General features: G+C 68.1%; 17 protein-coding genes. 11 read left to right on the forward strand and 6 right to left on the reverse strand.

Features of this window, described 5'->3' with window-relative positions; all coding sequences use genetic code 11:
- From SYV04_RS43805 to SYV04_RS29780, 4 genes are all read right to left on the reverse strand, one after another.
- Window positions 1-375, reverse strand: a 375-nt coding sequence (locus SYV04_RS43805) for a helix-turn-helix domain-containing protein (protein WP_422723982.1), incomplete at its 3' end; no start/stop codon positions are given.
- Between the two features lie 9 nt (window positions 376-384).
- Window positions 385-1,155, reverse strand: coding sequence for a serine/threonine protein kinase (locus SYV04_RS29770; protein ID WP_321549345.1), 771 nt, complete (start codon window positions 1,153-1,155; stop codon window positions 385-387).
- A gap of 162 nt (window positions 1,156-1,317) precedes the next feature.
- Window positions 1,318-3,042: a serine/threonine protein kinase gene (locus tag SYV04_RS29775; protein ID WP_321549346.1), complete on the reverse strand. Its 1,725-nt coding sequence runs from the start codon at window positions 3,040-3,042 to the stop codon at window positions 1,318-1,320.
- Window positions 3,039-3,962: a DUF2381 family protein gene (locus SYV04_RS29780; RefSeq protein ID WP_321549347.1), complete on the reverse strand. Its 924-nt coding sequence runs from the start codon at window positions 3,960-3,962 to the stop codon at window positions 3,039-3,041. Before SYV04_RS29780 ends, SYV04_RS29775 begins: the two co-directional genes overlap by 4 nt.
- Before the next feature lie 226 nt (window positions 3,963-4,188).
- Here SYV04_RS29780 and SYV04_RS29785 point away from each other — a divergent pair, with 226 nt between their 5' ends.
- Window positions 4,189-4,503, forward strand: a complete 315-nt coding sequence (locus SYV04_RS29785; protein WP_321549348.1) for a hypothetical protein — start codon at window positions 4,189-4,191, stop codon at window positions 4,501-4,503.
- A gap of 33 nt (window positions 4,504-4,536) precedes the next feature.
- Window positions 4,537-4,935: a hypothetical protein gene (locus SYV04_RS29790; protein WP_321549349.1), complete on the forward strand. Its 399-nt coding sequence runs from the start codon at window positions 4,537-4,539 to the stop codon at window positions 4,933-4,935.
- Here the strand turns inward: SYV04_RS29790 and SYV04_RS29795 are convergent.
- Window positions 4,932-7,337 carry a transglycosylase SLT domain-containing protein gene (locus SYV04_RS29795; protein ID WP_321549350.1) on the reverse strand — a complete coding sequence of 802 codons (2,406 nt, stop codon included), beginning with the start codon at window positions 7,335-7,337 and terminating at the stop codon, window positions 4,932-4,934. The genes SYV04_RS29790 and SYV04_RS29795 overlap by 4 nt on opposite strands.
- A 108-nt stretch (window positions 7,338-7,445) precedes the next feature.
- Between SYV04_RS29795 and SYV04_RS29800 the strand changes: the two genes are divergently transcribed.
- From SYV04_RS29800 to SYV04_RS29835, 8 genes are all read left to right on the forward strand, one after another.
- Complete coding sequence (locus tag SYV04_RS29800; RefSeq protein ID WP_321549351.1) at window positions 7,446-9,692, forward strand: ATP-binding protein; 2,247 nt, start codon at window positions 7,446-7,448, stop codon at window positions 9,690-9,692.
- Between the two features lie 77 nt (window positions 9,693-9,769).
- Window positions 9,770-10,810 (forward strand): chemotaxis protein CheB, encoded by a 1,041-nt coding sequence (locus tag SYV04_RS29805; RefSeq protein WP_321549352.1) that lies wholly within the window; start codon window positions 9,770-9,772, stop codon window positions 10,808-10,810.
- 66 nt (window positions 10,811-10,876) lie between these two features.
- Window positions 10,877-11,917 (forward strand): chemotaxis protein CheB, encoded by a 1,041-nt coding sequence (locus tag SYV04_RS29810; protein ID WP_321549353.1) that lies wholly within the window; start codon window positions 10,877-10,879, stop codon window positions 11,915-11,917.
- Between the two features lie 178 nt (window positions 11,918-12,095).
- A complete protein-coding gene (locus tag SYV04_RS29815) occupies window positions 12,096-13,136 on the forward strand; it encodes a chemotaxis protein CheB (protein ID WP_321549354.1) in 1,041 nt (346 codons plus the stop codon).
- Between the two features lie 63 nt (window positions 13,137-13,199).
- On the forward strand, window positions 13,200-13,874 hold the full coding sequence (locus SYV04_RS29820) for a TFIIB-type zinc ribbon-containing protein (RefSeq protein ID WP_321549355.1): 675 nt from the start codon (window positions 13,200-13,202) through the stop codon (window positions 13,872-13,874).
- A 277-nt stretch (window positions 13,875-14,151) separates the two neighbouring features.
- On the forward strand, window positions 14,152-15,537 hold the full coding sequence (locus tag SYV04_RS29825) for a serine/threonine-protein kinase (RefSeq protein WP_321549356.1): 1,386 nt from the start codon (window positions 14,152-14,154) through the stop codon (window positions 15,535-15,537).
- Window positions 15,538-15,604: 67 nt separating this feature from the next.
- Window positions 15,605-17,089, forward strand: coding sequence for an AlkA N-terminal domain-containing protein (locus SYV04_RS29830; RefSeq protein WP_321549357.1), 1,485 nt, complete (start codon window positions 15,605-15,607; stop codon window positions 17,087-17,089).
- Between the two features lie 18 nt (window positions 17,090-17,107).
- Complete coding sequence (locus SYV04_RS29835; protein ID WP_321549358.1) at window positions 17,108-17,713, forward strand: methylated-DNA--[protein]-cysteine S-methyltransferase; 606 nt, start codon at window positions 17,108-17,110, stop codon at window positions 17,711-17,713.
- Here the strand turns inward: SYV04_RS29835 and SYV04_RS29840 are convergent.
- Window positions 17,604-18,350 carry a class I SAM-dependent methyltransferase gene (locus SYV04_RS29840; RefSeq protein ID WP_321549359.1) on the reverse strand — a complete coding sequence of 249 codons (747 nt, stop codon included), beginning with the start codon at window positions 18,348-18,350 and terminating at the stop codon, window positions 17,604-17,606. The genes SYV04_RS29835 and SYV04_RS29840 overlap by 110 nt on opposite strands.
- A gap of 231 nt (window positions 18,351-18,581) precedes the next feature.
- Here SYV04_RS29840 and SYV04_RS29845 point away from each other — a divergent pair, with 231 nt between their 5' ends.
- Window positions 18,582-23,540, forward strand: coding sequence for a PKD domain-containing protein (locus SYV04_RS29845; RefSeq protein WP_321549360.1), 4,959 nt, complete (start codon window positions 18,582-18,584; stop codon window positions 23,538-23,540).
- The last annotated feature ends 61 nt before the right edge of the window (window positions 23,541-23,601 follow it).

Here is a 23,601-nt window from a genome sequence, read left to right on the forward strand (position 1 = left end):
GAAGTCACGTTGGCGCAGCCAGGTGGCCAGGTAGCCTGGATGAAAGGACACCCCGAATTCCTCGAGGATGAGGTGGGCCAGGCGCGTGCAGGTCCACAGCTCCGTGGGAAAGCCGTAGTCCGTCGGCCTTTCGCTCAACCAGCGCTCCACAATCTTCTCCTGAGTACGCGTCAGCTTCCGCGGGCGTCCAGGCACAGGCTGCGCCGCGATGGCGGAGGCACCGCCGCTGCGGAAGGCTGCGAGCCACCGGCGCACGGACCGAACATCCACACCGAGGAACTCCGCTACCTCATCGGGAGCGTATCCCTCCACCAAGCGCTGGATGGCCAGCCAGCGCCGATGCTCCAACTCTTCGGGCGAGCCTCGACTGCGCATCCTGCCAAGCTACCCTGGCTCTTCCGCTCGGACATTACTTTCCTGAGACGCTATAGCTGTGGACATTTCGAGCATGACGAGCCCGAGCGCGAAGATGTCCGAGCGAGCATCCCCACGACCGCCTAGCAGCACTTCGGGCGCTGCGAAGTAGGCGTCGCCCTGCGGGCGGCGATAGGTCGAGACGACGCGCTTCGGCAGATTGGAGAACGCGAGACCGAAGTCGGAGACCTGGACCCGGCCCTCCCAGTCGACAAAGACGTGCCCCAAGTCGATCGTCCGGTGGACGATGCCCAAGGGGTTCCCCTGTGCATCCTTCGCCTTGTGCGCATGTTCAAGGGCACTCGCGACCGCCGCGCCGACGTACAGCGTGAAAAAGGGCGAGAACCAGCGATCGACCTCGGTCGCGAGCCCCATCAGGTAATCAAGATCCTGCCCTGACGGATGGTCGGTGATCACGTACCAAGCCGATTCCGTCTTGTGCATGCCGTGGACGCGTACGATCCCCGGGTGCTGAAGGTACTTTGCGAGCCGCACTTGCTCTTCGAGCTTCGCCCTTGCCTTGTCGAAGCGCAGCCCTTCCTGAGGCCCGCCGCGCGGACTCCCGACCGCCTTGACCAGGACCTTCCCGCGCGGGTGCCCTTCCGGCGAGCGACGCCGCATCAGAAAGAGGCTCAGGCCGTGATGCGCCTCGCCCAAATCTTCGCGGAATTCGTAACCAACGCCGTCCCCGTCGGTGAACAGAACCGCCCCCTTGGGAATCCTGAACTCGATTGCTGCCATGCTCGATCCTCCTCTCGCTCGCGCGGACACCGTACCAGCGCGAGACAAGATCCAGTTACCCAATGCATGGGGCCGATTGGAACGCCCTGCAAGGTCGGAGACCGTCCCGAGCCTGCCCGCGAAAAATGACCGCCTACCTCACACGTCGCTTTGCGGCGGGACTCACGGCCAGAAGTCGACCGCTAACCCGACGTCGCGATTCCAGGTTCTACCGGCACCGTCTTTCAGCTCGTCGGCGTGCGTGTCCACGACGACGCACACGGGAACCTCTTCCTGTCGCGGCAGCTTCGCGCGCTCAAACTTCACGACGACCCGCCCCGCCATGCCGCTGTTCGTTTTATCGGGCCATACGTAGACCTTCCCGCCGAGAAACTGCGTCCCCGGGGGCGCTACCTGCTGCCCGCGCACGTCCTGGGGAACAACGCCGACGACCGTGTCACCCGGGCGCAACCAAATGTTGTCATCCGTCCCGTGTCTGTCGTCGATTTGAAGGCTAAAACGGTCGCTGTCGTTCCAGCGAAGCTCACGCATCGCGCGCCGAGCACCTTCGGGGCAGGTGAACGGCTCGGGCCTGATTTGGGCTCCGGTGCATCCGGCAGCGATAGCGGCGGCGAGCGTCAACCCCTTGCACACATCCGCGCTTGGGGTCGTCTTCTGGCCGCGCTCGCGCGGGCCGAGTGCTTGCTTCGGGGCTTCGGTCGGCTGTGTCGTCAAGGTTGCACCTTCCTTTTGTTCGGGGGCGATTACCGAGCCTGTGAACTCCACAGGCGCAGGGGCGGGTGACATAGCAGGGGAAGCCGTTACGGGCGGCGGGCCCGGCGTAGCTCCTGGAAGTGGTGGCGCACCGGGAAGCATCCAGAGTGCCACGACAGCAGCGAGCACGACGGCAGCGACCGCGCCAACCGCGAGCCCCCTGCGTCTGCTCGGCGCGTGCAACTCGGCAGGTTCAGCACCGGCGAGCGACTCTGGCTGACGCTGTTCTGACGGGGCATGCGCGTGCGCTTGGTAGTCAGCCCCCGGATCCGCCAGCAACTCGGCAAGCTCCCGCCGCAGGGCTTCGGTGTCGACGGGTCGCCGCTTGGGGTCGCGCGACAGGATGCTTTCGACTAGGTCGCTGAGCGCTTCGGGAACGCGCGGGTTGAGCCCTCGGGTAGGTGGAGGCATCGCGGCCGGGTTGTTGAGCGACTCGCGCGGGCGCGCTTCCGTCGGTCGCGGATCTGTCAGCAGTTCGTAGAGCATCGCGCCCACGGCGAAGATCTCGTCGGCCACCTGGAAGGCATAGCGGCCCCGGTGCTCGTCTCTGTGCTCGCGCAGGAACCTGAATTGCTCGGGCGCACGGAAGCGATCGGTTCCGGGGGGAAGTCCGCTCTCGGTCAGATCCGCCGCTTGTGTATAGGTCGCACAGCTAAAGTCGATGATCACCGGCTCGCCGTCGGTCTTCCGGATCAGCACGTTGGCGAGCTTCAAATCTCGGTGAAGGATGCCCCGGCTGTGTATGTAGACGAGCGCGTCGGCGAGCTTCACGAAGACCCGCAGGACTTCGTGAAAGGTAGGGTGCTTGCGCTCTTTCCACTCGCCGAGCGTCCAGCCGTCGACGTAATCGAGCGCGAGATAGACGTTCCCACTTTCGGCGTACCCGTAGCCGCGATGCCGGATGATGTTCGGGTGATCGAGCAGCAGAAGCGCGGTCAACTCGCGCATCACGCGGCCATGGGTTTGCTTGTCGTCCCCGCTCGCGTCGCGGTGCCGCGCCACCTTCAGCGCGCGACGCTGCCCGTTCTTTTCGGCGAGATAGACGATGGCAAAACCGCCGTTGCCGAGTTCTCCTAGGACGTGCCAGCCGTCGAGAGAGGCGCCCGACGGCAGCCTGACAAGGCGCGCGGTCATTGCTTGCCCTCCATTGCCAGACTCGGAAGCGTCACGCGTGGAATCACGAAGCTGAGACCCTCATCGCTGAGCACTTCCAGGGTGACGACAAGCCCAACGCTCGGGGGCTCTGTGTCGAGCACGGCGAGCACACGCACGAAGTCCCCCGTCGCAACCGGGCCTTGCTCATCCGTCACAAGGCGTGCGCGCAAGGTCTCTCCCGCCTTGCTCTTGAGCACCACTTCGCGCGGCGTCCACGGGGATCGCACGTTGCGGATCCGGACCGCGACGATTGCCCAGCCGTTGCCGCGATACGAGACGCCTTGCTCGGAAGAAAAGCCCTGCGCGCTGCCCGTGACCTTCGGCACGACGGCGGTCAGAACGCCGCGCCTGTTCACGTATCCGCGCAAGACGAAATCTTCGGGCCAGGGGTCGGCGCGCTGCACTTCGGCCGGACAGGGGCTGGTCGGCAGTTCGGGGCGCTGCACGTCGATCCGAGAGTCGACATAGACGGGGCCCATCACGAGCACGAACGCGGCCCGAGCGGGCGCCTGCCCATCCGCGAAGAAGACCGCGATCTCGTGCCGCTCGTCGGCCCGGTAATCGGCGGCAGCTTGGACGATGATCGAGCGCTTGCCCGTGTCCAGCACCCGGATCCGCGACTCGTCGACCGTCAGAGTCTTCGGCTGGATGTCTGCGGGGAAGAGTAGAACCGTGGGCGAGTCCGCCGCGACGTGGATCTCGGGCGGGGGCTCGTCGGGTTTGCCGACGACCGCGACGGGCCGCTCTCGCTTCGCACGGCTGCTCAATGGTAGCTCTCCCCGTGCCGCAGCTCCCCACAAGACCGCGAGCACAAGGGCCAATCTAGCAGGTTGGCTCAAAGGTGGGTGACCTCCTGAATTGGGCGAACGGTAGCAGGTTCTGCGAGCGCGCAGGGGCACCGCAGACCAGCTCAGGAAGCCCCACCCGAGCCGTTAGCTTCGTCACGACGTGACTGCGAGCCGCATCCTTGACCGCGGCTCAGCCACTTCATCGAGGTGAAGGCGCGGAAAGCACTGGCGCTTACTGGGAACCTGGAAGCGATGCTGCTCTATGTACGCCTGTATGGTGGGCACATGGAGCTGTGGCTCCGCCCCCTTGAAGAGGGGCCGACAGATGAAATCCTTGATGACCCGCATCGGCCTTCCTGCCTCCGTCCTGACAGGCGTGACCGTGCGGGAACTGCTCGAGCTGATCCTCGAAAAGTACCGCTGGTTCCGTCCTGCTCGCTGCGGGTTTGCGACCCTGGACACGCCGCTGGATCCGGAGCATCTCGACTACGGCCGGCTCGTGGCCATCTATGAAGAGCTGCGGGCGCTCACCGTGGCTGGGCCAACGGACAAGGACTTCCTCTTGCTGGTGTCCGCGAAAGCTCCAGACTCTCCTTTCGCGGGGACTCTCACTTGGATGACCTCTGCTTCCGTAGCCGCCCAGCAGACCTAGCGAGACAGGCACCTGCGCGAGGTGGTGGAGGTCATGCGACGGCTCGATGCACCACTCGCGGTCTCTGCCCTCAAAGAAGACTTCAAGGGGAAGACCCAGCGCTGGGTTCAGGACAACGCAGGAGAGACGCTTACCTTTACCGTGAGCGACTACAGCGAGGGGCTCGCGGGACTGCTCTGGCGCAACTTCTTCGGCCCGCCCTTCGTCCACATGTTTGGCGCCCGCCTGAACGCACTGCCCGCCCAGTTCAAGCAGAACCTTGGCGAGGACATCGTCCTCGTGCAGCCCTACGAACTTCCCACCCAGGCAGGTACACCCGAGGCCACAGCGGTCGAGCGTCAGCTCATCTCGCACCTGGGCCCCGAGTGCTTCTACGACCCCGAGCGCCACCTCAAACCAGGACGGCGCCCTGAGTTGAAACCGCTCCCCTAGCGACCGGGCTGCCCCAGCCCCGCGGACTGCACCACGGGCACCTTGCTGGGACGCCCGTAGAGCAGCTGGTAGGTGTTGTACGAGCGCAGCACGCGCTTGATGTAGCCGCGCGTCTCGGCGATCGGCACTTCCTCCACCCACGCGTCCAGCGGCACGCCCTTGCGATCGGAGCGCCAGCGGTTCACCGCCCCCGCCCCCGCGTTGTAGCTGCCCACCGCGAACGGGGTGTTCCCGTTGAACCGCTTCACCAGCTCGCCCAGGTGGTGCGCCCCCAGGCGGATGTTCACGTCCGGCTGGTACAGCGAGTCGACGCTGAAGCGCTTGATCTTCAACTGCGCCGCCGTCGCCTTCGCCGTGGCCGGCATCAACTGCGTGAGCCCCATCGCCCCCGCCCACGAGAGCGCCTTCGGATCCAGCGCGCTCTCCTCGCGCATCAGCGCCTGGAGCAGATCCGGCTCCACGCCCGCATCCTTCGTGTGCTTCTCGATCAGCTCCCGGTACGCGTTCGGATAGGCGATCTCCCACACCGGCCGCGTCCTCGGCGTAATCCGACCGCCCAGGTCCCTGCGCAGCGCCACGCGCGCCACCGCGTGCGCGGCGCGCTCGTCTCCGGCCATGGACAGCAGATGGACCAGCAGCCGCACCGCCTCGGCCGGCTGCCCGTTGCGGTTCACCGCCAGCAGCTCCGAGGCCACCGCCTCCGGGAACCCCAGGCGCAGCAGCTCCACGCCCGCCAGGAAGTGCGGATCCTTCTCCATCACCGTCCCGGCGTGCATCGGCCAGGGGCTCTCGGCCGGCTCGGAGAAGATGAGCTGCGGGGCAAGACGCGCCAGCCGCTCCTTGTCCACCTCGCCCAGCTGCGCCCGCGCCATCAGCCCGTAGTAGGTGGCCGGGTGCTCCACCGCGATCTTCTCGAAGAGCGCCACCGCCCCCGTCACGTCCCCGCGCTCCTGCAGCGTCCGCGCCCGCCAGTACTGGGCGCGCTCCACGTCATACGTCTCGTCCGCGTCCGCGAAGCGCTTCTCGATCCGTTCCAGGATGGCCACCCCGCCATCCGGCGCCCCCGAGGTGCGGGCAATCCAATACGCCTTGAAGAGCGCCTCGCCCAGGAAGTCCCCCTGGGAGTAGTTGCGCTCCAGCTCCTCCAGCCGCGCCTGCGCCTGCGCCGGCTGCTCCGTCTTCACGTACAGGTCCGCCGCGTAGAAGAGCGCGTCATCCGCGAACGAGTGGCCGGGGAACTCCCGCGCCAGCCGCTCGTACGTCTCCGAGCCCCGCCGCTGGTCCACGATGGAACGCGACGAGCCCAGCACGTACAGCGCCCGAGGCAGCAGGTCCGCGTCCTGGCACTTGTCCACCACCGCGCTCAGCGTGCCGATGGCGGCCGTGTGCTGGCGCTCCTTGCGCAGGCCCTTGCCGTAGGCGAAGTGCGCGCGGCAGGCGACCGGATCCGGCAGCTTCAGCCCCGCCAGCAGCGGCTGCAGCACCGCCAGGCCCTGCTTGTTGCGGTGCAGCTCGATGAGCTGCTCGGCGCGAATCACCTGCGCCTCCACCGGCGGCTTGAGCCCCTTGAGCCGGCGCTCGGCCTGCTTCGTCAGCGCCGAGAGCGGATAGCGCGCCCACAACCGCCACAGCGCCTCGCGCTCCTTCTCGCGATCCTTCTTCTCCACGGCGATGTCCGCGGTGGCCATGAGCGCCTCGGCGCCCACGTTGCGGCCGAACATGGGGGCCGGCCGGGACGCCAGCGGCTCCAGCGCTGCCATGGCCCCCGCGTAGTCCTTCTTCTTGCGCAGCACCCGCCCCAGCCCCAGGCGCGAGTCCACGTACAGCTTCGAGTCCTCGGACACGCGCGCCAGCACCGCCGCCGCCTCGTCGAAGCGCCCCAGCGCCTCGAGCGCCACGCCCGCGTGCGTCAGGCACCGGTCCTTCATCGCCGGGTAGTCCTCGGCCAGCTCCGCCATCTCCTTGGCCGCGCGGACATCATCCCCGCCCCGCACCGCGCTCAGGGCGCGCAGGTAGCGCACCGGCGGCGAGTTGCCCTCGCCCTCCAGCAGCGTGCGCGCCTTGAGGTAGAAGCCCCGATCGAAGGCCTCCTTGGCCTCCTTCTTCTTGCCCTCGGCGAAGTACGGCGCCAGCTCGTCCAGCCCGTAGGCTCGGCCCTTGGGCGCCTCCACCGGCTTGAGCGGCACCTGCACCACGGGCATCGGGAAGGCCGGGTTGAAGATCTCCACGTACCCGGAGGGCAGCGGCGTCTTCTCCGACTCCGGCACCGGGGCCAGGAGCGCCTCGGAGGGAGCACCGTCCGTGGAGGGCTGGGGCGCGCTCGTGGGCTCGGAAGCCACGGGCTGCGCGGAGGCCAGGGTCGCGAAGGAGGCGAGAGCGATGAACGAGAGGGCGGATTTCATGGGAGGGGGCCGGTGGCCCTGGTGAATGCGCTCGGACACGCCCGAGGACAACGGGAGACGATCGAAAAATTTCCGGACCTGTTCACAGGTTAGACTGTTCTCCCCCACATGGACATTCGAACTCAGAGCGCTGTGTTTGCTTCCTTGGTCGGCCTGGCGCTCGGCCTGTCCATGCTCCTGCGACCAGGCAGGACGCGGGTGGTGACACTGTATTCCGTCTTCGCCCTGACGGTGGCGGGCTACTACCTCTCCCTCTTCTTCACCGGCATCTTCCCCTCCCCCACCTACCCCTGGGTGGCGCGGGTGGCCGTGGGCCTCACCATCCTGCTGGCCTCGGCGGTGCCCTTCACCGCCGTGGCCTTCTTCCTGGAGTTCCTGGGGGTCTCCAAGGGCACCTACATGCTGGGTCGGCGGCTCGCCCTGCTGTCGGCCGTGTTCGGCCTGGCGGTGGCGGTCACCCCCCTGGCCGAGCGCACCTGGGCGCGCTTCGCCATCGGCGTGTGGATCCTGGGCACCCTGCTCACCTCGGTCAGCCTGCTGCTGCACCGCCTGCGCAGCCAGGAGTCGCGAATCGAACGCTTCCGGCTGATGTACCTCGCCATCGGCGCCGGAGCCTCCATCCTCTTCACGGCGCTGGATCTCATCGACCGGCGCTACGACATCCCCCTGCCCCCGCTGGGGCCCATCCTCTCCACGCTCTACCTCTTCTTCCTGGCCCAGACGCTGCTGCGGCTGCGGCTGATGGACCTGCACGAGCTGCTGGGGAAGATCGCCTCGCAGACGGTGCTGGCCATCATCCTCGCCGCCGTCTTCACGGTGCTCACCGCGTGGGTTCAGCAGAACACCTCGCTGTTCATCTTCAACACGGTGGTGGCCGCCTTCGTCATCATCATCCTGATGGAGCCGCTGCGCGTGAAGGTGGAGGAGCGCGTGGTGGCCATCTTCTTCCGCGAACGCTTCGAGCTGCTGCGGGTGCTCAGCGCGCTGCGGGCGCGCATGGCCACCGTCATCGACATCTCCGAGGTGACGCGGATGATGCTCGACGCCATCCACGAGACGGGCCGCGCCACCCACACCTCCGTGTACCTGCTGGCCGAGGACCGGCCGGGCTATCGGTTGTTCGACTCGCGCGGCCCGCCGCCGGAGAACGTGCTGGACACGGCCGCCGCGCGCGGGCTGCTGCTGGCGGCCGCCTCGGGTCAGAAGGCGGTGCTGCTGGAGAACGTGGAGCACCGGCTCCAGGCCCTCAAGCTCCAGGCCGCCGAGGGCAAGCGCCAGCGCGACGAGATCAAACGCCTGCAGGACACCCGCGCCGCCCTGCTGCAGATGAAGGCCGGCATCTCCGTGCCGCTGGTGGGCAACGATCGCGTCATCGGCTTCCTCAACCTGTATGACGAGCGCGTGCCAGAGGCCTACGCCTCGGACGAGATCGCCCTCATCCTCACGGTGGCCGAGCGCCTGGCCACGGTGCTGGAGAACTCCAAGCTCTACGAGAAGATCCGCGAGCGCGACCGCCTGGCGGCCCTGGGCGAGATGGCGGCGGGCCTGGCCCATGAGATTCGCAACCCCCTGGGCGCCATCAAGGGCGCGGCGCAGTGCCTGGACCCCAAGCAACTGCCGGGCGAGGACGGCGAGTTCCTGGAGGTCATCGTCGAGGAGGTGAACCGGCTCAACGGCGTGGTGACGGCGTTCCTCGACTACGCGCGCCCGCTCAAGCAGAACTTCGGGCCCACGGACCTCAACGAGGTGGTGACGCGCACCATGCGCCTCATCCAGAACGACGTGCCCGCGCAGATGGAGCTGGCGGTGCAGTTGGACCTCACGCTGCCGCGCGTGGACGCGGACGCCGAGCAGCTCAAGCAGGTGCTCATCAACCTGGTGCAGAACGCGGTGCAGGCCATTGGCGGGGTGGCCGGCCGCATCACCGTCAGCACGGTGAAGCCAGACCGCTTCGGCGATTTCCGGGGCACCCCCGAGTTCGTCGAGGTCCACGTCTCCGACACCGGGCCGGGCATCCCCTCCGACCAGCACCCGCACATCTTCGTGCCCTTCTTCACCACCAAGCAGAAGGGCACCGGCCTGGGGCTCGCCATCTGCCAGCGCATCGTCAAGAACCACGGCGGCAACATCTCCGTGCAGAGCCGGCCCGGCGAGGGCTGTACCTTCGTCATCCGCATGCCCGCGCTGCCCGCGGAGCAACCCCCGGTGGAGCGCCCCCCCACGGAGGGTACGCCCTTCCCCGCCACCCGGCCCTCCGCCGCCCTCCCGCTCCCCCCCATGGAGGTCCAGGAAACCCCTCCTCCCAAGGCTCCCGAGCCCAAGTCGAAGCGGGACCGGAAGCGAAAGGCGGGCTGAAGCACAATGAAACGCTGTGAGTCGTGGCCGAACAACACACGTATGAGGTAGAAACGGGCCCAAGCCCGGAGAGCCGCATGAGCAAGCCCATTCAAGTCCTCCTCACCGACGATTCGCCCACGATGCTCCAGGTCCTCACGCGCTTGCTGTCCGCGCAGCCCGACGTGAGCGTCGTCGGCACGGCACGCGACGGAGAGGAGGCCGTGGCGCTGGCGCGCTCGCTCAAGCCGGACGTGATTACGCTGGATGTGCAGATGCCCGGCATGGACGGCCTGGGCGCCACCGAGCGCATCATGGCGGAGACGCCCTGCCGCATCCTCATGGTCTCCGGCGCGCCGGACACGGACCTGTCCTTCCGCGCGCTGCAGGCCGGCGCCCTGGAGGTCATCGCCAAGCCGCAAGGTGCGCCCGAGGACGTGGCGCGCTTCGGAGTACGACTCCTGTCGGCCATCCGGTTGCTGGCCGAGGTACCCCTGGTCACCCAGCGGAACGAGGGGCGCTCCACCGCGCCGACGCTGACGCCCGGCACGCGCGTGGCGGGCTTCGGCCTGGTGGCCTCCATTGGTGGACCCACGGCGCTCGCCTCGCTGCTGTGGCTGCTGCCGCGCAGCCTGCCCTACCCCCTCTTCATCGCCCAGCACATCACCCCGGGCTTCACGGTGGGCCTGCACCGCTGGCTCTCCTCGCTCTCGCCCCTGCCGGTGGAGATCGCCCGCGCCTCGGAGATGCCCAAGCCGGGCACCGTCTATCTGGCGCCCGACAGTCACCACCTGCGCGTCGGCATGCAGGGCGAGTTCGTCATTGAACGCGCCTCGGGCAGCACCTTCCCCTCGGGAGACTTGCTGCTGGCCTCCATGTCGCGGGCCTTCGGGGCCCAGGCCGGGGGCGCGGTGCTCAGCGGCATGGGCGAGGAGGGAGCCGTGGGGCTCAACGCCATCCGCCGCGCCGGTGGCCTCACCTTCGCGCAGGATCCCGAGACGTGTCTGGTAGCGGGCATGCCGGAGGCGGCGCTGCGCAACAAGGCCACCGAGCACCGGGTCTCCCCCGAGGCCCTGGCCACCGTGCTGCGCGCGCTCGAGGGTGTCCCACCTGCACCTCCCTCTCCGCAGGGGATGTAATCTTCCCGGCTACTCCCATACGGTAAGCTCCGCCAAGAAGCATTTGGCGGATTATCGAGGGAAACCATGAGCCAGACGATCCGGGTCCTCCTCGCGGATGACTCCCCCACCATGCTGAAGATGTATCTGGGGTTGCTGGCCATGGCGCCGGAGATCCAGATCGTCGGCACGGCGAAGGATGGCGAGGAGGCGCTGCTGCTGGCGCGCTCGCTCCACCCGGATGTCATTACCCTGGACGTGCGCATGCCGCGCATGGATGGGATCGAAGCCTCTCAGCGCATCATGGCCGAGGCGCCCAGCCGCATCCTGGTCATCTCCGGCGCGGTGGATGCGGAGATGTCCTTTCGCGCGCTGCAGGCCGGCGCCCTGGAGGTCATGCCCAAGCCGCGCGCGGGCAAGGAGGGGCTGGTGCTGTTCGGCACCCGGCTGGTGCAGGTCATCCGCTCCATGGCGGATGTGCCGCTGGCCCAGAACCGGACCCTGGCCAGCGCGCCCACGCCCGCGGCGCCGCTCAAGGGCGGGCGGGTGGATGGCTTCGGGCTGGTCGCGGCCACGGGTGGGCCTCCGGCGCTGTGCATGGTGCTGTCGCTGCTGCCGCCCAACCTTCCGTATCCCATCTTCATCGCCCAGCACGTCTCCGAGGGCTTCACCACGGGGTTCTGCCAGTGGCTCTCGGCGGCCTCGTCGCTGAGGCTGGAGGTGGCGCAGTCGGGCACGCGTCCTCACCGCGGCCACGTGTACCTGCCGCCGGATGGACACCAGATGCAGGTGCTGCCCACGGGCGAGCTGCGCGTGGAGCCCGTGCAGGGCACGCCCGCGATGCTCGGCGACACGCTGCTGAGCTCGCTGGCGCGCGTGTACGGCAACCGGGCCGGTGGCGCGGTGCTCACGGGCATGGGCTCGGATGGTGCGGCGGGGCTGGTGGCGATCCGCCGCGCGGGTGGCCTCACCTTCGTGCAGACGCCGGAGAGCTGTGTGGTGCCGGGCATGCCCGAGGCGGCGCTGCGGGGCGGAGGCACCGACGTGGTGCTGTCGCTCGAGCAGATGGCCGCGGCGCTGCGCTCTTTCTCGGGCGCTGTCTCCCAAAGCACCCTTCCGCCGAACTGAACGCGCGCCGAGCGTTCTCGGGTGCGAGACGGTGTGAGTTCCTCGCCCCTTCACCCCGGATTGTGTCGTAAAGCCCAACCTAATGAGTAGGTCCGAGGGAATCCGGATGATACAATCCGTCACGTAGGCTTTGTGACAATTCTCTGTCCCTGAGCTTCAGCGACCCTCCGAGGTGCACGTGAACAAGCCCATCAAGATCCTCCTCGCGGATGACTCTCCCACCATGCTGAAGATGTTCTCCGGGCTGCTGGCCCCTGCGTCGGACATCCGCATCGCCGGCACGGCGCAGGATGGGGCGGAAGCGTTGACGCTGGCGCGCTCGCTCAAACCGGACCTCATCACCCTGGACGTGCGCATGCCGCGCATGGATGGGATCGAAGCCTCTCAGCGGATCATGACGGAGGTGCCGAGCCGCATCCTCGTCATCTCTGGCGCGGTGGACGCGGAGATGTCCTTCCGCGCGCTGCAGGCCGGTGCCCTGGAGGTCATGCCCAAGCCCACGCCGTTGAACGGAGGCATCTCGAGCTTCGGCACGCAGCTCATCAGCACCATCCGCTCCATGGCGGGGGTGCCGCTCACGCCCCGCAGGCCCATCATCGCGCCTCCGGGCCCGCCGCCGGTGCTGCGCGGGGGGCGGGTGAACGGCTTCGGGCTGGTGGCGGCCACGGGTGGGCCGCCGGCGCTGGCGATGCTGCTGTCGCTGCTGCCGCCGACGCTGCCCTACCCCGTGTTCATCGCGCAGCATGTCTCGGTGGGCTTCACCTCGGGGTTGCGCCAGTGGCTCTCGGCGGCCTCGCCCCTGCCGATCGAGGTGGCGCGCACGGGCATGCGGCCCCAGGCGGGCTATGTGTACCTGCCGCCGGACGGGCACCAGATGCAGGTGCTCATGTCGGGCGAGATGCTCGTGGAGCCGATCTCGCCGCTGCACGGCACCCTGGGGGACGCGCTGCTGCACTCGCTGGCGCGGGCGTACGGCAACCGGGCGGGCGGCGCGGTGCTCACGGGCATGGGTTCGGATGGGGCGACGGGGCTGCTGGCGATCCGGCGAGCGGGGGGGCTCGCGTTCGCGCAGTCACCGGACAGCTGTGTGGTGCCGGGCATGCCCGAGGCGGCGCTGCGCAACGGCGCCGCGGAGTCGAGCCTGGCGGTGGATGGGATGGCCTCGGCCCTGCGCGCGCTCTCGGGGCCGCTGCCCACGGTGCCGCTGCACCGCAGCTGAGCTCCGGGCGCGGAGGGTGCGGGTGGGCTACGCTGCGCGCCCTCCTTCTCGCGCGGAGTCGCCATGGCTTCCTGTCCCTTCTGCTACGGAACGCTGCTGCCCACCTTCTCCAATGGGCTCCAGCGGGAGAAGTGTGGCCGGTGCTCGGCGCTGTGGTTCGAGGGTGAGGCGCTGGCGAAGGTGATGGGAGGCTCGGCCACGGATGCGCTCATCGCGCGGGCTCGGGGCAAGCATGGCCAGTGCAAGGGCTGCAAGGAACCCTTGGAGTACGTTCCCCAGTGCTCGAAGTGCGGCCATGCCGCGCCCACGTGTCCCCATTGCGGCACGGCGCCGCTGTCGGTGGCGGTGGTGCATGGCATCGAGGTGGACGTCTGCCCCGACTGCCGAGGCGTGGCGCTGGACAAGGGCGAGCTGGAGCACCTGCAGCAGGAGGCCGAGCAGGAGCGCGACGGCGGGCTGGATCTGAAGCCGAAGCTCGAGCCCCAGAATCTGCAGAAGCCGCAGTGCATGACGTGCAAGCGCAAGCTCAAGCTGGAGCACGCCTTCGTGTACGACACGCGGCTCTACTGCGGGAGCTGCGCGCCACAGGGCTCGGCGCCGTACAGCGTGGAGCTGGCCCGCGCCAGCCCGAGCCTCCAGCCCACGGTGGGCACCTACCTGCAGGGAGGCGGCGGGTGGACAGCGGCGGATCCCATCTCGTACGCCATCGGCTGGCTCTTCTCGAGCATGTTGGACTGACACACGGACCTCCAAGTCACGCTAGAGAGCGAAGTACGGGATCACGGTCTGGGACGCAGGTCGCGGGCCCCTCGTCTCGGCGCGGGGCCCCCCGTCAGCGGACGGGTCCTCCCGCGCCGGCCGTCCCGCTCTCCCTCGGCTCACAGGCTCCTTTGACTCGCTAAACCTGTCCGGTTGTCAGACAGGTTTGGACGGCCCCGCGCCTGACCTCCTATGTCGGATGCGTTCCCGCATACCCATGAGGTAGGATGACCTCCTGACCCTCGAGGCCCTCCGCATGTCCCCCGCCCCTGACTCGAACAGCACGGCTCCGCAGGACGTGCGCATCGGCTCCTGGCGGGTGCTCCGATACGTCGACAGGGGCAGCTATGGCCTGGTCTACCGCGTCGAGCACACCGAGGGAGTCCCCTCTGGCATCCACGCGCTGAAGGTGGCCATCTCTCCGGGAGATGCGCGCTTCGCTCGCGAGAAGGCCCTGCTCTCGCGCATCCACCACCCCAACGTACCGAGGCTGCATGATGCGGGTGAGTGGACCGACCCGCATGGCCGGCACTTCCCCTACCTCGTGATGCAATGGGTGGAAGGTACCCCGCTCTACAAATGGGCTCCCCAGGGCATGCTCACCTCACGTCAGGCGCTGCGCCTGCTGGCCCAGGTGGCCCGCGCGCTCCAAGCCACCCATCCGCATGGCGTACACCGCGATGTCAAGGGTGACAACGTACGGGTGAGCGCCGAAGGCCATGCCGTCCTGCTGGACTTCGGCGCCTGCTGGTACCCAGGCGCTCGCCCCCTCACCGACACGGCCATTCCCCCAGGCACCGAACCCTACCGCAGCCCTCAGTTGTTGCGCTTCCGTGCCAGGTTCCGCGGGGACCCCGAGGACCCCTACCTCTCCTGCCCGGAGGATGACATCTATGCTCTGGGGGTGATGGCCTACCGCCTCGTGACTGAACGCTACCCACCGCCTCGCCCTGACCCGGATTGCCATGACGCTCCGGAGCGTCCACGCCCTGCGCGGCCGTTGGCTCCGAGTGAGTGGGCCACGGTGGCCCTGGTGCTGGACCGCCTCATCCTGCGCATGCTCTCCGACGAGCCCCAAGCGCGAGGCACCGCAGAGCAGTTGGCCCAGGAGATGGAAGAGGCCGCTGCCAGCGCGGAGCCAGCGTTGGACAGGCCCATCACCCTGGACCCGTGCCAGGTGAAGACCGAGCGTGCCCGCAGGCCTGGTCCCCCGCGCGAGTGGACCCCGCTCCTGCGCCCTCTGCTCCTCGTGGCGCTCCTGGGGATAATGGGAGTGCTGCGCCTGTGGCGGCCTGCTCCGTATCCCCAGGAGTTCCTCCCTGAGCCCCGCCAGGAACCTCAAGAGTCAGGCCGGGATGGGGGCAGCGTGGGCCTGGGCAATACGGCGCTGGCCTCCGCGCTCCCTGGCGGCGTTGACCCAATCGAGTCCCGCGCGGTGAGCCTCGACATGCCCGACCGCCCGATGAAGGGGCAGAAGCGCGCCCCCTGCGACGCTCGTGAGTTCGTGGAGATCAATGGAGGCTGCTGGGTACGCACCAACGATCACAAGCCTCCGTGCTTGAAGGATTGGTACGAGTGGAGAGGCAGTTGCTACTGGCCCATCATGATTCGCGAGCGTCTGCCAACCTCCGAGGAGCCATGAGCCCTACCCTCATGGTGACGTCCGATTCTGGCGAGCGCCCCGCGAAGTGATGCGGTAACTCCACTCCATGGCACCCCACGTCCTCCTCGATCAGGACCTCTGTTACCGCGCCCTCACGGGGCGGGACGCTCGGTTCGACGGGCGCTTCTTCGTCTGCGTCAAGACGACCCGGATCTACTGCCGCCCGGTGTGCCCCGCACGAACTCCAAAGCGGGAGAACTGCATCTTCGTTCCGAGCGCGGCCGCCGCCGAAGCCCTGGGCTATCGCTCGTGTCTGCGCTGCCGTCCAGAGACCGCACCGGGTACTCCCGCATGGGCTGGAAGCGAGGCCAGCGTGGCTCGGGCCCTCAGGTTGATCGAAGAAGGCGCTCTCGATGAGGGCTCCGTCGAGTTGCTCGCCACGCGCCTCGGCATCGGTGCCCGGCAGCTTCACCGCCTGTTCGTGCGCCACCTCGGCGCAAGCCCTCAGGCGGTCGCCAGCAATCGTCGGCTCCTGGTGGCCAAGCAGCTCATCACCGAGACCGAGCTGCCACTAAGCGAGGTGGCCACCGCCGCGGGCTTCCAGAGTCTTCGCCGGTTCAATGACGCCGTGCGCACCGTCTACAAGCGCAGTCCGAGCGAGCTGCGCCGGGGTTCCAAGGTCACCGAAGCCCAGGCCTCTGCTGCCATCTGCCTGCGCCTCGGCTACCGCCCGCCGTTCGACTGGAATCGCATGCTGGCCTACCTCAGCGGCCGCGCCATCCCAGGCGTCGAGGAAGTCACCGAGGAGACCTACCGCCGGACCTACCGGCTCGGTGACAGCACCGGTACGATCGAGGTGGCGAATCAGCCCGCACGGAACGCCCTGTCGGTTCGAATCGAGGGAGCCGGCCCACTGCCCGTGCGCCAGATCGTGGCGCGCGTGCGCAGGCTGTTCGATCTGGATGCGGACCCCGCGGCAATCACTGCTGCACTCGGAGGCGATCCCATCATTGGCCCTCGCCTCACCCGAGCGCGCGGCATACGTGTCCCGGGTGCGTTCGATCCGTTCGAGCTGGCGATCCGCGCCGTCCTGGGCCAGCAGGTCTCCGTAAAGGGCGCGACGACGCTCTCGGGGCGCGTGGTCCAGCGCTGTGGCACACCGCTCGCCGCCGCGCGCAACGGACTCACCCACCTCTTCCCTACGCCGGAGGCGCTGGCCCAGGCGGATCTGTCGGCCCTCGGGCTCACCACCGGGCGCGCCCAGACATTGAAGGGCCTGGCGGCCGCCTGTGCCTCGGGTGCCTGCGAGCTGAAGCCGGGCACGAGCCTCAACACCAGCGTCGCCCAGCTCGTCACCCTTCCAGGAATCGGCGAGTGGACAGCCCACTATGTCGCCCTGCGCGCCCTGGGTGAACCCGATGCCTTTCCCACCGCCGATCTCGGCCTGCGCAAGGTCGCGGGCGGAGGCGTACCCATTGCGCCTCGTCTCCTCGAACAGATGGCGGAGGCCTGGCGCCCCTGGCGCGGCTACGCGGCGCTGCTGCTCTGGACGGAGCCGATGCTCGACCCCGCCGTGAGCTCCGCCGCCTGATCTCGGAGGACCGAACGTATGAAGCTCCGCATGACCCCTGAACTGGCCACCACGCGCCTCGATACCCCCATCGGCGAGTTGCGGCTCGCGGCGAGCCCTGAAGGCCTCGTCGCCGTGCTCTTCCCCATCGACCCCAATGAGCTGCCGGCGGCCCAGGGCTCCGCGCGCGCCCGTGCGCACCTCTCCGCCGCCTGCACGGCGCTCGAGGAGTATTTCGCCGGCCGCCGAGAGACCTTCGAGGACCTGGCACTCGCGCCGAACGGCACCGAGTTCCAGCGGCAGGTCTGGCGGGCCTTGAGCGGCATCCCCTTCGGCGAGACGACCAGCTACGCCAGCATGGCGACACGCATCGGGCGCCCGAAGGCGGTGCGCGCGGTCGGGCTCGCCAACGGGCAGAATCCCCTGCCGATCATCGTGCCGTGCCATCGCGTGATCGGCTCCAACGGCGCGCTCACCGGCTTTGGCGGAGGACTCCCCACCAAGAAGTGGCTCCTGGAGTTCGAGGGTGCGCTGCCTACCGAGGCTTCCGGGCAAGGTACACGGGCCAGGAGTCCCTCAAGCGCGAAGGCACGTATCCACGCAGGCGCCGCACCTGGAAACCCGCGCCCGTCAGCCGCTCGGTGATGGCCGCGGGTGGGTACAGGCGCAGCGTGTGGTGCTCCTCGCTGCGGCGGTAGCGCGAGCCGATACGGCGAAAGAGCACGATGTCGCGCGTGAGGCGCGTGCCCGCTCGGTTCTCCTCGGCGCGCAGGTACAGGTTCCAGTCCGGGCGATCCCAGAAGGTCTGCCGAACCTGCCCCTGCCCGATCCGCCCAGGCCCGGCGACGTCACTCAGGAGGAAACCTCCGGGCTCGAGCGCCCCGTGGATGCCGCGAAACAGCCGGGAGAGCGCGGCGGGAGTGCTCCTCGGATCGAAGACGTAGTTGAAGGGCTCGCCGATGGCCGTGACGGCGACACACGGCGGGAAGTCCATGTCGAGCAGTGAGCCCCGCCGGAAGGTGGCTCGGGGCGCGTTCCGAGCGGCAAGGCGCAGCATGTCCGGCGAGAGGTCCACGCCAAGCACGTCATAGCCCGCCTCCGTCAGCGCGCGAGCGAGGATGCCGCTGCCACAGCCGAGATCCACGATCAGCCCGCGGCGGAGCCCGACCCTCCGCAACGCCCCCAGCACCACTGGCGCCGCGTCACGAGCCAAATGCCCGAAGGCGTCATGATGCACATAGGCAAGATCCCGCGCATACGCGGTCGGCGGTTCGTGGCGCATGGACCCACTGTAGCCCTCACCCCTTCCGCGCCGCCGTAGCCCTCTGGGGTTACCGTGAATTCACATCTCTCACGATGAGAGTCTTTGGCGATTTTCCCTGGCTTGAATCAATCACATCTCAAGCAACAGCGGAATTTTCTCGTATCAATTCACGAGAATGTGTTACGAAACCGTCTCATGGCTGAGCGCACGCAGACGCGAGCGACGGCCACAGAGGGGGAGTTTCCACATATGTCGAGCATGACTGTCGCGGCGCGAGGCCTCGCGCTGTTGGCCGTGGTGTGTCTGGGCTGCAATGTACCCGGAGCTGACGCAGTTGACGCACCCACGCCGTCCACCCGAAAGCAAGCCCTGGATAGCCCGCAGGTCCTCAACCACGACTCGCCCTTCCGCTACGGCCACCTGACGTGGCGCACGGTGGGCCCGCGGACGGCGGAGTTCTCGATCATCAACGCGTTTCGCCGCGTCTACCCGGGCAGCGGCCCGGACGGGCTCGTCGTCACCGGCGACACCTTCGTGGAGTACTCCGGCTACACGACCCTGTGCTTCGGCGACAACTCCTGCAGCGTCGGGCTGACGTACGAGGTCACCCGCCACAGCGTGGAGGAGGACTGGGTCATCGCCCGGGCGATCACCTCCAACCAGCCGCAGCGACAGCCAGGCACCGGTGTCACCGTGTTGGAGACCGAGCCCAACAACACCCTGGCCACCGCCAACCTCATGCAGTTGGGAGATGACTACTTCAGCAACATCGGCCTCTCCGGAGAATCGGACTATGTCCGCTTCTCCCTCTCGCAGCGCACGAGCCTCGAGCTGCGCACCTCCCTGGTGACGCTGAGGGACTCGTATCTGTACCTGTACGACAGCACCGGGTTGCTCCTGGCCGCTGACGACGATGGCGGCGGCGGGCTCAACTCCCTCATCACCATCACCCTGGACGCGGGCACGTACTACATCCGAGCGGCGGGCTTCAGCTCCAACACCGGCCAGCAGTACGTCCAGCTCCGGGTCATCGCAGCCCTGCCCCCCAGGCCCATCACCCATACCTACGCCTCGGACGGGCCCTTCACGGCCTCCATCGATGGCTGCTGCCGCATTCCCACCCTCAGCAACCCGGGCAGCAGCTTCAGGGTCCAGACGCAGGTGCGCTTCAGCCCCTCCAACAGCTCACCGGTGAGCACTCTGTCGCCCGTCGTGGACGCCCCGTCCAACACATCGGGATTCAGCTTCCCGATTCCCGCTACGGACGCCGAGGGAGATCAGCTCAGCTTCCGTCTGGCCACCAACGACGAGAGCTCCCTCTACAACCCTCCTCCCGGCATGACGGTGAGCAGCACGGGACTGGTGCGCTGGAACACGGTGGGGACGACGCCGGGGCAGTTGTGGGCCGTGCAGGTCATCATCGAAGAGCGCCGCAACGGCGTGCTCATCGGCTCGAGCGCGGTGGACTTCCTGGTGCGGATCGCCACTTCCGGGGGCACGGGGCCCACCTGCGTACCTCCGTCCCAGACGAGCTACACCCTCAGCGTGGGCCAGCAGGTGCATTTCACCATCGGCACCCAGGATCCGACTCCAGGGGACACGCTGAGGCTCTCCGTCAGTGGCGCTCCCTCGGACGCGTTCATGCAGCCGTTCCTCCCGCTGCAGGGCCCCAGTGGCATCGCTACCCACTTCTCCTGGGTGGCCCCCGAGGTGGCCGCGGGCCTCACGTTCCCGGTGCGCTTCACCGTCACGGACTCACTGGGCCAGTCGAGCCACTGCACCGTGAGCATCACCGTCGAGTCGCCCAGCAACCCGCCGCCCGTGGCGAACGCGGGCTCGGACCAGCGGGTCTCCGAGGGCTCCACGGTGACGCTGGATGGCAGCGGCTCGAGCGATCCGGACGGACAGGCGCTCACCTACCAGTGGCTCCTGTTGAGCAGCACGGGCCCGGAGGTGACGCTGTCTTCCCCCACCTCGACTACCCCGAGCTTCACCGCGAGCGATGACGGGCTCTACACCTTCCTGCTCACGGTGACCGACAGCGAGGGAGCCACCGACTCCGCCACCGTCGTCGTGTACGTCAACAACGTGATGCCCCAGGTGAGCGCCACCGGCGGGCAGCTCGATGAGGGCGAGGTGTTCACCTCCTCGGGCACCTTCACGGACCCGGGCGCCGACTCCTGGACCGCCATGGTGGACTATGGCGACAACACGGGCTGGCAGCCGCTGGAGTTCGCCAACGGCACCTTCACCCTGAGCCACCGGTACCTCGACGACAACCCCTGGGCCCCTCCCGAGGAAGACTTCTTCCAGGTGCAGATCCTCATCACGGATGACGACGGCGCCCAGGGCACCGTCGAGGTGCTGGTGAACGTGCGCAACGTCGCGCCGGTGTTCGTGAACCTGCCCAGCCTCGAGACCCAGGAGGGAGAGGTGCTCACCGCGACGCTCACCATCACCGATCCGGGCACGGACTCCTGGTGGGCCTGGGTGGACTGGGGCGATGGCTACGGCGAGTCGCTGTGGATCTACGACGGGCAGCTCCCCCTCGAGCACGTCTACGGCCGAGCGGGCACCTATCCGATCCAGATCACGCTCCAGGATGAGGATGGCGGCTCTACGACGGTCGAGCTCCCGGTGGTGGTCCACAACGTGGCGCCCATCATCGTCGATCTGTCGGGGTTCCACGTGGACGAGGGCTGGTATTCGGAACTCAGGGGCTTCTTCTTCGACCCGGCCTGGGATGACACCTTCACGCTCACCGTGGACTGGGGCGATGGCACCGGGGAGCAGCCCATGGAGGCCTGGAACCACGAGTTCTGGAATGCGCACCTCTACGCCGACAGCGGCACCTACCAGGTGACCGTCACCGTCACCGACAGCTCGGGAGGCGTGGGGACCGCCACCGTACCCATAGTCGTCCGAAACGTGGCGCCCTGGGTGTACGCCACCGAAGGCTATGGCGAGGAGGGCGGCCCCACCACCCTCTGGGGCTACCTCTACGATCAGGGGTACCAGGACACGTGGATGGCCACGGTGGACTGGGGCGATGGCACCGAGCCCCAGACACTGGAGGTCTTCAACCAGACCGACTTCGACCTGACCCATGTGTACGCCAACAGCGGCTGGTACCCCGTGACGATCACCGTCACGGATGACGAGGGCGGCCAGGACTCCACCACGACCTGGGCCTACGTCCAGAACCGCGATCCCCAGGTGACCCTCCCTGAGTTCGCGGAGAGCATCGAGGGCAGCACGGTGCGGCTCGAGGGCACCTTCACCGATCCGGGCGTGGAGAGCTGGACGGGCATGGTGGACTACGGCGACGGCACGGACTGGCAGCCCGTGGGGCTGGACGGCAAGTCCTTCACCCTGGAGCACGTCTACGCCAACAGCGGCTGGTACTGGGTGAACCTCTACATCCAGGACAGCGACGGGGGATGGGGCTGGGCCTCCATGAACGTGAGGGTCCACAACGTGGCCCCCGAGCTGAGTCCCCTGGAGGGCGGGGAGATTCCCGAGGGCGGGACGTTCGTCACCTCGGGCACCTTCACCGACGTGGGCCAGGAGTCCGACTGGTCCATCTGGGTGGACTACGGCGGCGGCGGCTGGGAGCCGGTGCAGCGCGAGGGCAACGGCTACACGCTGGCCTTCACCTATCCGGAGGACGGCGTCTACACGGTCACCGTCATGATCCAGGATGACGAGGCGACGGTGACGACCAGCACCCAGGTGGTGGTCCACAACGTGGCCCCGGTGGTGACCGCCGAGGGCGGCACGATCGATGAGGGCACCCCGTTCTACACGACCTTCTTCATCTTCGATCCGGCCACCTGGTGGGACGACTGGTCAGCCCAGATCGATTACGGCGATGGCTCGCCCGTGGAGACGCTCCTCGATGCCTATGGCGACAACCTCTGGGTCTACCACGAGTATCAGGACAGCGGGACCTACCCGCTGACGGTCACCATCACGGATGATGAGGGCGGCGTCGGCACCCGCACCGTGCTCGTGGAGGTCCTCAACGTCGCGCCCAGCGTGGTGGACTTCTCGCAGAGCAGCGAGGTCTCCGAGGGCGCCGTGTACACCGCCCATGGCCAGATCAGGGATCCGGGACAGGACGCCTGGACGATCACCGCGGACTTTGGCGATGGCTCGGAGCCTCAGCCGATCGATCCGACGGGCTACGACGGCACCTTCACGGCCTCCCATGTCTATGACGACAACGGCCTCTACACGGTGACCTTCACCATCACGGACGAGGACGGCGGGACCACCGCGCACACCGCGCAGGTGTGGGTCCACAACGTGGCGCCCACGGCGACGGCCTCCCATGACTCGCCGCTGTACTGGGGCCTGCCGGTCACCCTGGTGGGCACGGCCACGGATCCGAGCTTCGCGGACACCCAGGCGGGCTTCACCGCCCTGTGGACCTTGGGCGATGGCAGCACGGCCTCGGGCCTGCTCGCGGCCCATGCCTACGCGGCTCCGGGCACCTACCTGGCGCTGGTGAGCGTGGCGGACAAGGACGGCGGCTCCACGGGCACCGGCCTGGCGTCCACCACGGTCACGGTCCAGCAACGGCCAGGCGCCGTCACCTGCGAGGGCACCTCGACGGTGTTCGGCTTCCCGGCGGCCCTGAGTGCGCGGTTCGTGGATGGACTGCCGGGCGCGCAGCTGGGCGGCAGGAGCCTGGCCTTCCGCCTCGGGGCTTCGACAAGCCTCGGCTCGGCCTCCACGGACAACCTGGGCCTGGCCGGTGTGCAGAGCCCGAGCGAGCTGTCGCCGGGCAGCCACACGATCACCGTCTCCTTCGCGGGCGACTCGCACTACGCGGCGGCCGAGGCCACCTGCACGCTCACGGTCATCCAGTCCAACGGGAAGATCACCGGTGGCGGCCTGCGCTTCGCCAACCACTCCCGTGGCGGCTTCAACGTGATGCTGAAGAACGGAAGCCCGATCAAGGGCGAGCTGCAGTTCCAGAACGACACTACCTCGTTCCACGCGCGGACGATGACGGTGCTGGGCGTCTCCGCCGACAAGCGGCAGGGCTGGTTCTCGGGGCTGGGCACCGATGGCCGCGCCTTCACCGCCTACGTGGAGGACAACGGCGAGCCGGGCACCTCGGACGTGTTCAAGCTGTGGATCGACGGCGCCCTGGAGACGGGCGAAGGGCCCATCCTCGGCGGCAACATCCAGATCCACTGATCGGATGAGCTGACACAGCCGTGAAGACCGGAGGCACCTCTCGCAAGGCAGCGCGGGAGGT

The sequence above is a fragment of the Hyalangium ruber genome (assembly GCF_034259325.1).
In the GTDB taxonomy this organism is placed as follows: Bacteria; Myxococcota; Myxococcia; order Myxococcales; family Myxococcaceae; genus Hyalangium_A; species Hyalangium_A rubrum.